The 13,034-nt window shown below is 69.7% G+C and carries 11 protein-coding genes; 4 read left to right on the top strand and 7 right to left on the bottom strand.

Annotated features, from left to right (window positions below; translation table 11 throughout):
- The first annotated feature begins 104 nt into the window (after positions 1–104).
- The 3 genes from PH203_RS37105 to PH203_RS37095 all read left to right on the top strand — a co-directional run bounded on the left by PH203_RS37105 (position 105) and on the right by PH203_RS37095 (position 3,517).
- A complete protein-coding gene (locus PH203_RS37105) occupies positions 105–542 on the top strand; it encodes a hypothetical protein (RefSeq protein ID WP_289925933.1) in 438 nt (145 codons plus the stop codon).
- A gap of 339 nt (positions 543–881) precedes the next feature.
- Positions 882–2,297, top strand: coding sequence for an MFS transporter (locus tag PH203_RS37100; protein WP_289925932.1), 1,416 nt, complete (start codon positions 882–884; stop codon positions 2,295–2,297).
- A complete protein-coding gene (locus PH203_RS37095) occupies positions 2,294–3,517 on the top strand; it encodes an FAD-dependent monooxygenase (protein WP_289925931.1) in 1,224 nt (407 codons plus the stop codon). Before PH203_RS37100 ends, PH203_RS37095 begins: the two co-directional genes overlap by 4 nt.
- Before the next feature lie 48 nt (positions 3,518–3,565).
- On the opposite strand, the gene PH203_RS37090 is transcribed toward PH203_RS37095, so the two are convergent.
- The 7 genes from PH203_RS37090 to PH203_RS37060 form a co-directional block, all read right to left on the bottom strand.
- Positions 3,566–4,252, bottom strand: coding sequence for a response regulator transcription factor (locus tag PH203_RS37090; protein ID WP_289925927.1), 687 nt, complete (start codon positions 4,250–4,252; stop codon positions 3,566–3,568).
- Entirely contained in the window at positions 4,249–5,571 is a 1,323-nt protein-coding gene (locus tag PH203_RS37085; RefSeq protein ID WP_289925926.1) for a sensor histidine kinase, read from the bottom strand. Before PH203_RS37085 ends, PH203_RS37090 begins: the two co-directional genes overlap by 4 nt.
- Positions 5,572–5,578: 7 nt before the next feature.
- Entirely contained in the window at positions 5,579–7,819 is a 2,241-nt protein-coding gene (locus PH203_RS37080; protein ID WP_289925925.1) for an MMPL family transporter, read from the bottom strand.
- A gap of 259 nt (positions 7,820–8,078) precedes the next feature.
- A complete protein-coding gene (locus PH203_RS37075) occupies positions 8,079–8,609 on the bottom strand; it encodes a nitroreductase/quinone reductase family protein (RefSeq protein WP_289925922.1) in 531 nt (176 codons plus the stop codon).
- Positions 8,610–8,686: 77 nt separating this feature from the next.
- Positions 8,687–8,908 carry an aminoglycoside adenylyltransferase domain-containing protein gene (locus PH203_RS37070; protein WP_289926213.1) on the bottom strand — a complete coding sequence of 74 codons (222 nt, stop codon included), beginning with the start codon at positions 8,906–8,908 and terminating at the stop codon, positions 8,687–8,689.
- A 463-nt stretch (positions 8,909–9,371) separates the two neighbouring features.
- Positions 9,372–10,337, bottom strand: coding sequence for a glycoside hydrolase family 6 protein (locus PH203_RS37065; protein WP_289925921.1), 966 nt, complete (start codon positions 10,335–10,337; stop codon positions 9,372–9,374).
- 127 nt (positions 10,338–10,464) lie between these two features.
- Positions 10,465–12,078, bottom strand: a complete 1,614-nt coding sequence (locus PH203_RS37060; RefSeq protein ID WP_289925920.1) for a glycoside hydrolase 43 family protein — start codon at positions 12,076–12,078, stop codon at positions 10,465–10,467.
- Positions 12,079–12,378: 300 nt separating this feature from the next.
- On the opposite strand from PH203_RS37060, the gene PH203_RS37055 reads away from it, so the two are divergent.
- Positions 12,379–13,034 (top strand): glycoside hydrolase family 27 protein (locus PH203_RS37055; RefSeq protein WP_289925918.1); only part of this gene is annotated, 656 nt, incomplete at its 3' end.

The raw sequence follows: 13,034 nt of genomic DNA, 5'->3' as shown, positions 1-13,034 counted from the left end.
GGCCCTGCAACATTTCAGGTTCCCGGTCTTCCCACCGCGGATCAGGATGGCTCCCGCACCGCCAAGGACGCGTCAACCGGTTGGCGAGAGTGGAGAGGTAACCCTTGTCTCAGTTCACGAGAAGGCTGGCAGTCGGCGTCGTCGGAGCCTGCGCCGCCCTCGGTGTCGCCGCAGGCCCTGCTGCGGCCTACCCGACGGTGGATTTCAACGTCTGCAACCCGTACTGCGACCCGGACACGGAACAAGGCTTCGTCGACGGCAGCATCACGTGGTACAACCGCACCGCGGGAGTCACGGGCGGGGTCGAGTCCTACTTCGAGGACGGCAGGCCGACCACCGCCTATTTCGACGCCTACGCGGGATCAGTCAAGATCGATTCCGATCACAGAACCGCCGCCAACGGCAGCAGGCGGGGCTTCAACTTCACCATCGGCGACACGAACCTCGAAGGCGGAATCAACCGCATCAAGATCACCGTCTGCACGCTGGTGAACGGTGATCCCAAGTACTGCTCCACCCCCATGAATTACACGAGGCCCTGACAGTCGTTCCTGAGGGCCCGTCAGCACATGGCGCTGACGGGCCCTTTGACGACTGCGCGCCGAGGCCGCATCGACGTCGAGACGAACCGCGGGCGTCACACGCGACCCCGGATCACCCCTTCTCCCTGCCCAGCATCACCGCTCGCGGACGGCTCGGGACTTCCTGCCTCCAGGCCCTCCGTAGTGCGCAGGCACCAGGACGGGGGCGTGGCTGGTCCGGGCACACCAGGGGAAGACGGCGACGCAGGACGATGCCCGGCGGGACACCGGAGGGAAGTGTGGGAGGCGCGCGGATCTCGCGCATTCCCCTGGCCCAGCGGTGTCTGGAGTGATCAACAGATGGTGCAACGGACGTCTGCGTCCGAAGTCGTGGTGTCCCCTGTCCGCATCGGGAGGCTGTCGATCGGTGCTCTCGGCATCCTGGCACTCTCCCTCGGTGCCCTGCAGTCCGTGGTGGAGCCTGCCCTGCCGCTGCTGCAACGTGAGTTGGGGGTCAGCCCTGCCGAAGGCGCGCTGATCGGCAACACATTGCTCATCACCGGTGCGGTCGTCACACCCGTCGCAGGCAAACTCGGCGACCGCTACGGCGGAAAGCGGGTGCTGGTCCGGCTGATGGCCGTGGTCTCGGCCGGTGGCCTGCTGGCCGGCCTGGCGCCGAACCTGCCGGTGTTGTTGCTCGGCCAGGTGCTGCAGGGCGTCATGGTCGGTGCGCTGCCCCTCTCGTTCATCCTGGTGCGCAAACACCTCCCGGCAGGAGCCTCACAGGCGGCGATCGGACTGGTCGTCGCGCTGTTCACGGGCGGCAGCATGGTGGGAATGCTGTTTGCCGGGCCGATCGCAGAAGGACTGTCCTGGCATTGGATGTTCGCGCTGCCGACGATCGCGATCATCGCGACGACGTCGGTCGTCGCTCGAGTGATGCCGCCTGATCCACCAAGTCACTCGGACCACCGGATCGACTGGCCAGGCGTGCTTCTGCTGAGCGGCACGTTGCTCGCGTTCATGCTCGGGCTGGTGACGGTGACGAGGGACGGCGGCCTGCCACCCCTCGGGATCAGCGCCATCGCGGTGGTCGTGGCCGTCCTCGCGACCGGATGGGTCGTCGTCGAACGCCGGGCGACCTCACCGATGGTCGATCTGCGCATGCTGACAAGGTCCGCCATGTGGCGTTCGTGCGTGCTCACCTTCTTCATCACCGCCAGCTCCGGCATGGTGATCTTTCTGCTCCCGCAGCTGTTCGCCGTATCGGCCGACGGGTACGGCTTCGGAGCCGACACCACCGACATCGGACTGTTTCTGCTTCCCGGCGCCATCGCCGGGGCGGTGAGCGATTCGGTCGGCGGGATCGCGGCGCGGCGTTTCGGCCCGCGTGCCGTCGTCGTCGTGAGCACCGTGGTCACGGTGGCCACGCTGACAGCGCTGGCGTCGCTGCACGGCGCCGCATGGCAGCTCGTCCTCGCGAAGGTGTTGACCGCGTTCGCCGCGGGCGTCGGCAGCACAGCGCTGCTCGCCGGTATTGCCACCGCCGTCGAGACCAAGGACACCGGCATCGCCACCAGCCTGCTCGTGGTGACCCGCGTGATCGGCGTCGCCGTGGGAGTCCAGATCGGCGGCGCGATCCTCGCCGCCGGGGCCGAGCCGATGACGGACCGTCCGGCCGAATCGGCCTTTGCCACAGGCTTCGCCGTCGCCGGCCTCGTCGCCGCCCTGTCACTGCTCGTTGTCCGAATGACGAAGAAGGGAACCCAGGCATGACATCCACCGGCCTGTCGATGGACGTGAGTTCCACCGCGAAGCGCACAATTCTGATCTCCGGGGCCAGTATCGCCGGACCCGCACTGGCGTACTGGCTGCACCGGTCCGGATTCGCGGTCACCGTGGTGGAGAAGGCAGGCGCGCTGCGCGACGGTGGTTACCCGATCGACGTCCGCGGAACCGCCACCGAGGTGGTCCGGCGGATGGGGATACTGCCACGACTGCGGGACGCACACATCGACTCGCGGCGCTGCACTTTCCTCGACGCCGATGGCAGTGAAGTGGCCTCGCTCACCCCGGGCGCCGTCGCCGGCAGTGTCGAGGGACAAGACCTCGAGGTGCGTCGTGGGGATCTGGCCGCGGCCCTCTACGCGATAGTCCGCGACGACGTGGAATTCCTCTTCGACGACTCCATCGAGACCCTCGACCAGTCCGAACAAGGGGTCGACGTCACGTTCCACAGTGGGCGACAGCGCACCTTCGACCTGGTGGTCGGCGCCGACGGCATGCACTCACCCACCCGGAAGTCCCTGTTCGGCCCCGAAGAACAGTTCCACCGCTACCTCGGCTACTGCTTCGCCATATTCACCATGCCGAACACCTTCGGGCTGTCCCACGAGCTCATGATGTGGAACACCCCGGGAAAAGCCGCGGCCCTCTACGCCGTCGGAGACAACGACGAACTGCACGCCTTCCTGAACTTCCACCGACCACAACCGCCGTTGGACGCCCTCCACAACCCCGACGCCCAGCGGGACCTCGTCGCCGCGGTCTTCGCAGGCGCGGGCTGGGAAGTCCCTGGCATCGTCGACGCCATGCGCGGCGCGGACGACCTGTTCTTCGACACGGCCGGTCAGATCCGCATGCCCCACTGGTCCAGCGGCCGCGTCGCACTCGTCGGCGACGCCGCGTACGCACCCTCGTTCCTCACCGGGCAAGGATCAAGTCTTGCGCTGGTCGGTGTCTACGTGCTCGCCAACGCCCTGGTCACGCACCGGCATCACACCGCGGCCTTCGCCGCCTACGAACGTGACCTTCGCGAGTTCGTGGCCATGAATCAGGCACTGGTCGACAACGGTGCGGCCACGCTCTTCCCCACAACCGCGCAGTCCCTGGAGCAACGCAACACCATGCTGCGTGATTTGGTCACCATGCCCTCCGCGACCGCACGACCGGCCCACTCGGCCCTTGCCCTGCCCGACTTCGCCCCGATGCCATGACTTGATTCCCCACTCGGGTTGAGCCATGCCGCGCCACGGCCAGGGTGTTCAGGTCGTGGATCCGCCGTCGGGGGCGGCGTGGGCCAGGCCCGTCCGGTAGGCGATGACGACGAGTTGCGCCCGGTCGCGGGCCTCCAGCTTCGTCATCGCGCGCTGCACGTGGGCGCGGACGGTGAAAGGGCTGAGGAACATCCGCTCGGCGATCTCCTGGTTGGACAGACCGGTCGCCACCAGAGCCACCATCTCGCGTTCACGCGGGGTGAGCACGGCGAGCTGTTCGGGGAGGTGCGGTGGCACGTCGTCCGGTGTCGCCAGGAAACGGGTGACCAAGGAGCGGGTCGCCGCGGGCGACAGAAGCGTGTCGCCCTCGGCGATCGTACGCACGGCGGCCAGCAGGTCCTCGGCCCCGATGCCCTTGCCGATGAAGCCGCCGGCCCCCGCGCGCAGCGCCTGCGCGACGTACTCGTCGGTCTCGTACGTGGTGAGGATCAGGATGCGGCTGGCACGCAGTTCCGGGTCCGCGCAGATCTGCGACGTCGCGGTCAGACCGTCCACCTCGGGCATGCGGATGTCCATGACCACCACGTCCGGGCGCAGCTCCCGGGTCAGCCGCACCGCCTCCCTGCCGTCGGCGGCCTCGCCGACCACGGTGATGTCGTCGGCGCTGTCGAGAAGCATCCGGAAGGCACCGCGCAGCAGGGCCTGATCGTCGGCGAGCAGGACCCGGAGCGTCACGGCGTGTCCCCGGCCTCTCCGTCACCTGTCGGTGCGTCGTGTGTCGCTCCGTCGGGCGTCCGCCCTTCGATGGTTGTCACTGCGTCGGTCCTCCGTGTCGTGTCCTTGGCGGGTGGCAGGGGCAGCTGGGTGGAGACGAGAAAACCGCCCTCCGGGCGCCTGCCCGCGGAGAGGTGTCCCCCGACGGCGGCGGCACGTTCACGCATCCCGATCAGACCGTAACCGGGCGGACGGTCCGGCGCCGTGGACGCACTCGGTTTCGTCGAAGTGGTGGGCTGCGTACGGGCGTCCCGTCCGTCGTCGGCGACGGTGATGGTCACACGATCGCGGTTCCAGGCGAGATGCACCCGGGCGCTGCCGGTACCGGCGTGCTTGGTCACGTTGGTCAGGGCCTCCTGGACGATGCGGTAGGCGGTGAGGTCCACCCCCGGCGGCAGCGGCCTGGCCGTGCCCTCCTGGTGCACCGACACCTCCAGCCCCGCGCGGCGGAAGGACTCGAGGAGCGTGGGAAGCCGGGACAGCCCGGGCGCCGGTTCGGCGGGCGCGGGCGCGTCCCCGGACTGCCGCAGCAGACCGACCGTGGCCCGCAGGTCGTCGAGTGCGTCGCCGGTGGTCTCGACGAGCTCGTTCAGGCTCTTGCGGGTCTGCTCCGGGCGGGTGTCGAAGAGGTGGGCGGCGACCGTGGCCTGCGCGTTGGCCAGGGTGATCTGATGGGCCACGAGGTCGTGCAGTTCCCGCGCGATGCGCACCCGTTCCTCGGCCACTCTGCGGCGCGCTTCGCTCTCCCGGCCCTCCTCGGCCCGCCGGGCCCGCTCCTCCACGGCCGCCAGGTAGGCCCGTCGGTTCTGCGCCGAGTTGCCGAGTACGCCGGCCACCAGCGGGAACGCCGCCACCGCTGCCATCCTGCTCGCGTCCTTCCACGAGAAATCCCCGAAAAAGGGGACGGAGGCGACCAGCAGCACTGCGGAGGTGAGCACCGCCGCGCTCGCCGCGCGCCGTTCGGTGCGTACGGCGAGCGAGTAGGCGGTGATCACGGCGGGAGCCACGATGAGCGGGGTCAGCATGAGGTCCAGGAGCGGCACCAGCATGCCGGCCGCGGTCGTGGCCGCCAGGGCGGTCAGGGGCGCCCGGTGCCGCAGCGGCAGCACGGCACAGGACACCACGGCGATGAAGTAGGCAGCGGCAGACGGTGCTCCCAGCGTGTCGTCGACCTGCACCACGCCACCGAACAGACAGAGCACGAGCGCGGTCGCCGTGATCGCTGTCTCCCGCCGGCACCTGCCGCGTTGTCTCAGACCATCGCCACCTGTGTCCGCCATGACCAGCTCAGTCCCGGCCGACTGGAAGCCGCGGCACTCCCGCGTCCGCAGTCGTCGCGGAGCCCCGCACGGGCCTGCTCAGTGCCTCACCCTCGATATCCACGTTCGGCAGCACACGGTTGAGGATACGGGGCAGCCACCAGGCCCGGTGGCCGAGCAGGGCCAGGACCGCGGGTGCGATCGCCATCCGGACCACGAAGGCGTCGAAGGCGACGGCGGCGGCCAGACCGACGCCCATCGTCTGGATGGTCGGGCTGCTCATCCCGATGAATCCGGCGAACACGCTGATCATGATGATCGCCGCCGCGGCCACCACACGTCCGCTGTGCCGGAACCCGCTCACGATCGCCTCGCCGGGCTGGGCGCCATGGGCGTAGGCCTCCCGCATCCGGGTGAGGAGGAAGACCTCGTAATCCATGGCGAGGCCGAACACGATGCCGATGATGAGGATCGGCATCAGCGACATGACCGGCCCGGTCTGCTCGATGCCGATCAGGTCTGCCGCCCAGCCCCACTGGAAGACGGCGACGAGGACACCGAAGGCGGCACCCACCGACAGCAGGAAGCCGAGCGCGGCCTTGACCGGGACCAGGAGCGAGCGGAAGACCACCGTCAGCAGGAGTACCGCCAGGCCGATGACCACGGTCAGATAGGGGATGAGGGCGTCGGACATGGCTTCGGAGATGTCGATGTTCATCGCGGTGGTGCCGGTCACCAGGATGCCGGCGCCCGTGTCCGCCTCGACGCCGAGGACCGCACCCCGGATCTCCTGCACCAGGTCCTTGGTCTCGCCGCTGTTCGGCGCGGACTGCGGGACGGCGGTGAAGACGGCCGCGTCCTTGGTCCGGCTGAGCACCGGATCACCGACCGACGCGACCCCGTCCACTCCCCGTACGGTCTTGACGACCAGGTCTGCGGTGGCCCGGGTGTCCCCGGACCGGGACGTGTCCACGACCACGGTCAGCGGGCCGTTGAAGCCGGGGCCGAAGCCTTCTGACAGCAGGTCGTAGGCACGGCGCTGGGTGGTCTCCACCGACTTGGACTCATCTCCGGGCAGCCCGAGTTCGAGGCTCAGCGCAGGCAGGGCGACGGCCCCGAGACCGAGTCCGGCGATCATCAGCACGGGCACCGGACGGCGCAGTACGAACCGCGCCCAGCGGGTGCCGAGCCCGGGCCGACCCGCGGTGGGCACGGGGCGCGGACGCCCGCTTCCCGGCCGGGTGGCCTTGCGGACGGCGCGGGACAGGATCCGCTCGCCGAAGAAGCCGAACAGCGCGGGGACCAGGGTCAGTGCGACGAGCACGGCCAGGGCCACGGCGCCCGCGCCGCCCATGCCCATCTTGGTGAGTTCGGGGATTCCGACGACTCCCAGCCCGACCAGGGCGATGAAGACGGTCGCACCGGCGAAGACGACGGCCGATCCGGCTGTGCCCACGGCCCGGCCGGCGGCCTCCTCCGGGTCGCTGCCCTGGGCGCGCTCGTCGCGGAAGCGGGAGGTGATGAACAGTGCGTAGTCGATGCCGACCGCCAGCCCCAGCATCAGCGCCAGGATGGCGACGGTGGACGTCAGGCCCAGCGGGACGGCCAGCGCGGAGACCAGGCCGAAGGCGATGGCCACGCCCACGAAGGCGGTCAGCAGCGACAGTCCGGCCGCGACCAGCGACCCGAGGGCGAGCACCAGCACCACCGCCGCCACCGCCACGCCGATGATCTCCGTCGTACCGCCCAGTGACTCCTCCGCATCCAGGACCGAGCCGCCGATCTCCACGGTCAGCCCCGCGCCCCGGGCCTGGCTAGCGGCGGCCTCCAGGGCGCTCTTCGTCGGCTCGGTCAGGTCGACGGCGTCCGCGGTGTAGGTGATCGTGGAGTAGGCGATGGTGCCGTCCTCGCTGACGGCACCGGTCTCATAGGGGTCGGTGACCGACGCGACCTGATCACCGCCGTCCAGCGAGCCGAGCGTGTGCTCGACGGCCGCCTTGTTCTCCCTGGCTGTGACCCGCTGCCCGTCCGGGGCCTGGAACACCAAGCGGGCCTCGGCACCCTGGGAGTTGCTCTCGGGGAAGCGCTCGTCCAGCAGGTCGAACGCCCGCTGCGACTCGGTGCCGGGCATGGAGAGGTCCTCTTCCTCCCCGGCGGGAGCCATAGCGGCGGCAGCGACGGCCAGCACCAGGGCACCCAGCCACAGACCGCCCACGAGCCGGCGCCGCCGGAAGGCCCACCGACCCAACCGGTAAAGAAACGTGGCCACGTTTGATCACTCCAGACACCGCTAGGCAAGGGGAATGCGCGAGATCCGCGCGCCTCCCACACTTCCCTCCGGTGTCCCGCCGGGCATCGTCCTGCGTCGCCGTCTTTCCCTGGTGCACCCGGACCAGCGAGTCACGCGTCCTGGTGCCCACGCACTACAGGCCGGCCTGGGCCCGGCACCGGGGACCCGGATCGGTGCGTCCGTCAGCTTCCGCCCGGGGGACCGCCGACAACAGCCCTGCGGTGGGGTGTGCGGTCGATCAGCTGTCCGGCGTCATGTCCGGCCCGCCCGGCCGGGGCTCCAGGACCACCACCGCGGTCTCGGACGGCCTCAAGGCCGCATAGGCGTCCAGGTTCGTGTCGATCTCCCGCCAGCGAGCCCACAGCCGCGACCGCTCGTCGCCTGTCGCAGCGCGTCCTCGTACCAGTCGTCGTCCGTTGCCCAGATCGACTGTCGCCTCCGGTCGCGCCTGCAGATTGAGCCACCAGGCGGGCTCACCCTCGCCCCACCCGTTCATCGCCAACGTGACCAGATTCGGACCGTCCTCGAAATATCCGACGATGACCCCGCGCTGTCGGCCGGTACGGCGCCCCGTGGTGGTCAGCCGCAACGCACCCCACTTGTTGCCGCGAGGTCGCCACAACCCGATCCGGCCGCCGAATCCCCGGTACACGCCCCGGTGCACCCTCCAGGCCAGACGGATGAACCAGCGCGGCGGGAGCCACGGCGTTTTCGTCCGGTCCTCGACCGACATGACGGCCTCCCCCACGCCCAGTTGGCTGCGGTTCACGAACAAGACGCTAGCCACAGCCGTCGGCGGCCGGTAGAGCCGAACGGCCCGCTTGCCCCAGCCCATGGCCGGGTTCGTCATCGGCTTCGCCACGCAAGTTCCGACGAGATCCTCCCCGGTCCTGAACCGCTCGGCACGCTCGGCCGCCTGGGCGAGGACGGCACGTCGTTCGGCCGGAGCCGGCCGAGGGCTGAATCGGCGGCGGTGCCCTTCGACCTGATCCGGCCGGTGGCGCGCACGGTGCGGATGCGGGCGCAGGTCAACAGGACGTCACGGCTGTCGGAGCAGGCCGGGGACATCCCCACGCTCGCCCGCACCAGGTCGGCCGGCAGAACCGGGCCGAGGACCTGCGCCGGAGCGGGCTGGTGAGGGGATGGCCGCCGGCCGGTGCCAGGGGGATCAGCAGGGCCGGATCATTCATCGGCTCGGGCCAGGGCACATCCCCGGCCGTGTACGCGGAGCGCAGCCGTTCGCCGTAGCGGAAATCGCCGTTCGACGGGCACCGCCACGGCCGGACCTCGGACTGATACAGCCACGCTGAGCCCGGCCACCCACAGGGGCGGGCACCGCAAGCGCGGCTGCACCCGCCGCGTTGTCCGGCGGTGAGCGGCGCCCAGTCGCGCGCGCCCGGCTCCCCCCTGGTGAAGGAAGGGGCCGGGGTCGCGCGGCGCGGTGAGCAGTGGCGAGTCGACAGAGCTGTGCAGCCGGGCGAGTTTCGGCGGTTCGATGCCGGCAGCGCGCGCTGACGTCGCTCCGACCGGATCAGTAGCCGTAGATCATCTTGTAGGCCGCCTCGGGGAGGAAATCTCCGGCCCTGGAGCCGGCTCCGATGCCGCAGTTGCCGTCCGACTCCCCCGGGGTCTTGATCCACAGGAGCATCTCGGCGCCGCCGCCCATCCGGGTGGGCGTGCCGATGCGGCGGCCGGAGGGGTTGCACCACTGGCCGTTGGAGCCGTTGCCGTTGCGGCTGGTGTCCACGACGAAGGGCTTGGTGTAGCCGTAGCGGGCGCTGAGTTCACGGTTGACGGCGTCGCCGTAGGCGGTGTTCTCGGCAGTCGTGAGGTAGTTGGAGACGTTGAGCGAGAAGCCGTGGGCCTGGCGGACGCCGGCTTCGTGGAGGCGCCGGGCCATGGTCGCCGCGTTCGTCCAGGCGGGGTTGCCGGCGTCCATGTAGACCCAGGTGTTGGGGGCCTGGCGGCTGAACTCGCCGAGGGCGCCGGTGAGCATGGCCTCGCGTTCGTCGATCTGGGCCTGGGTCATGCAGCCGTAGTCACCGAGGGAGTCCGGTTCCAGGATGACGAGGGCCGGGCGGTTCGCGATCCCGCCGGCGAACTGGGCGATCCAGCTCGCGTAGGCGGACGGTGAGGCGGCTCCGCCGGCGGAGTGGCCGCCGCAGTAGTCGCGGTTGTAGACGTTGTAGGCGACCAGGATGGGCAGCTTGTCGGCCTGGTCGGCCGCCCCGGCGTAAGCGCCGGTGGCGGTTCCGATGGTGCCGCTCCAGGAGCCGAACCAGCGGGCCATCGGGGTGTTGGCGATGGCGGAGTTGATCGCGGGGGCCCGGCCGTCGCCGGGGTTGGCGGCCACCCACCGCTTCGCCGAGGAATTGGGGTCGACGTAGAACCCGCTCGTCATGGTGGTGGGGTCGGCCGCGTGTGCGGACGGTGCGGCGGCGAGCGCCAGCGGCAGGGCACAGAGCGCTGCCGCCAGGGTGCGGAGTCTGCGGCTCATCACAGGACCTCGGTTTCCTGGCAGGGGGTTTCGGGGATTGGGAGCGCTCCCATTTGAAGCGGTTCGAGCGGGTTCCGCATCTCCTCTTACGGAGGGGGAGCGGGTGGGTCTGCGATCTTCCGGTCGGTCAGGGCGTGGACAGGTCGAACCGTGTGACGCGGACGGCGCCGCCGAGTGCCTGCGTGGCGTGGTTGAAGAGGGCGAATCGGTAGCCCATGAAGAACCGCCAGTCGTTGCCCATCGAGAAGGCGGGTCCGAGGCGGGTGAAGGTGGTGCCGTCGGTGCTGTAGGAGAAGGTGCCGGGGCGCGCCGAGCCGGGGCGGATGTCCGCGCTCGCGCGCAGCCAGACGCGGTTGCCGGGGGCGGGCGCGCTCGCGGCCTCGGTTCCGGTGCCGGTGGTGTTCCAGTTGCCGTCCATGGTCAGCCCGTTGACCATCACCAGACGTGTGGTGCCGCCGTTGCGCTTGAGGCCGATCCAGGCGGAGGAGTCACGCAGCAGCGCGAGTCCGGCCCGGTCGCCGTCCCGCATCGCGGAGTGGTCGAGGAGGACCGTGGCGGTGGAGGTGGGGCCCTGGATGCGGTGGGTGAGGGTGTTGCGTGCCCAGTAGAGGTCGTTGGTGACGGTCGCGGTGCGCAGGGTCAGGCCGTTGCCGACTGCCCACTTGGTGTTGTCCGGGTTGTGGTTCCACTCCCATCTGGGTTTGAGCGTCGTGCCGTCGAAGGTGTCCACTCCGGTCATGGGGGTGACCTGGCGGGGTGGCGTGGGTACGGCCGGGCTCGGATACGAGGTGCCCCAGGCACCGCCTACGAGTTGCACGACGGGCCAGCCGTCCGAGGTCCAGGTGACGGGTGCCAGGGCGGGCACCCGTCCGCCGGGGTAGGCGTCGACGAAGGCCAGGTAGTACCAGGCACCGCTCTGGGTCTGCACCAGTCCGCCCTGATGCGGGACGCCGCCGCCGGGGATCGGCCCGGGCAGGTCGAGGAGGACCTGCCGCATCGTGTACGGGCCGAAGGGACCGGCCGAGGACTTGAGGATGTACTGGCCGTTGGCGGGGCGGGTCAGGAAGATGTAGTACTGCCCGTTGATCTTGTAGAAGCGGGAGCCTTCGAGGGTGCCGACGCTCGCGGGTGTCGTGAAGACCTGCTGGGTGCGGACCTGGGTGCGGCCGTCGGGCGAGAGTTGGGCCACGCTGATGGTCGTGTTTCCGTAGGCCACGTAGAGGGTGTCGTCGCTGTCGACGAGCAGCCCCGCGTCGTAGTAGGGCGTGCTGATCGTCGTCAGCCTGTTCCACGGCCCTTCGGCGGCGGTGGCGGTGTAGACGTAGGTCCGGGCGAAGTCGATCTGGCCCAGCCAGTAGAAGGTCCTGTTGCTCGGCCGGTAGGCCAGTGACGACGCCCAGATGCCGCGGACGTAGCCGCGCGCGCCATTCAGGTCGTACTTGGCGCCGAAGTCGAGCGTGGGTACCGAGTGTCCGGCGATCTCCCAGTTCACGAGGTCGTAGGAGCGCAGGACGGGCGCGCCCGGGGAGTAGTGCATCGTCGAGGCGGAGGCGTAGTAGGTGTCGCCGACGCGGATGACGTCGATGTCGGCGAAGTCCTGCCAGATCACCGGGTTGGTGAAGGTCGCCGCCGCCTGGGCGGAGGCCTGGGCCGTGGGGAGGAGAGCGCCCGCGGCGAGGCCGGTGGCGGCTGCCAGCGCACGACGACGGGACAGTTCCTGATGCGTCCATGACATCTCCATGTAGGGGGTGTCCTCCTCATGCTTCGTCCGAAGGGGCGGCTCACGCCGTTCGCCATCTCGAACACAGATCGGCGAGTCGAGCACCCTGGATGATAGAAGGCCGGCAATGGACGTCAACCCTTCTCGCACGATCGTAAGACACATCGAAACATTCGGGCCGATTGAAGTACCCCTCCTCGCAGGTCAACAGCCCAGGCACGCCAGGAGTGTTGACATGTCCGCGCACCTCTCTAACATCCCTGGCACCGCGCGTTTCCGAACGAGGCTCGAAATTTCGAACCTCTTCCGAAGGAGCCCCTGGTGCCCAGACGTTCACACGGACGACTGCTCCGCCTCCTGGCAGCCGCCGCCCTGACCCTCACCGCGTCCCTGACGGCCTCCGCCCACTCCCCCGCCGCCTCGGCCGCGCCGGGCAGCCCGGCCCTCACCCCGCCCCTGGGATGGAACAGCTGGAACAGCTTCGGCTGCGGCATCACCGAGACCCAGGTACGCCAGGCCGCCGACGCGATGGTGTCCTCCGGCATGAAGGACGCCGGCTACCAGTACGTCGTCGTCGACGACTGCTGGTTCGACCCGCAGCGCGACGCGGCAGGCAACCTGCGCGCCAACCCGACCAAGTTCCCCAGCGGCATGAAGGCACTCGGGGACTACATCCACGGCAAGGGCCTGAAGTTCGGCATCTACCAGGTACCCGGCGAACGCACCTGCGCGCAGACCAGCGGCGCCTATCCCGGGTCGACGGGCAGCAGAGGCCACGAGGCCCAGGACGCCGCCACGTTCGCCGCGTGGGGCGTCGACTACCTCAAGTACGACTGGTGTTCCTCCAGCGGCACACGTGACGAGCAAGTCGCACGGTTCACGCTCATGCGCGACGCCCTGCGCGCCACCGGGCGTCCGATCGTCTACAGCATCAACCCCAACAGCTTCCACGCCCCCACCGGCGCCTCCTACAACTG

It is taken from the genome of Streptomyces sp. S.PB5 (assembly GCF_030403745.1).
GTDB lineage: Bacteria > Actinomycetota > Actinomycetes > Streptomycetales > Streptomycetaceae > Streptomyces.
This window is presented reverse-complemented; position numbering and strand designations above follow the sequence as displayed.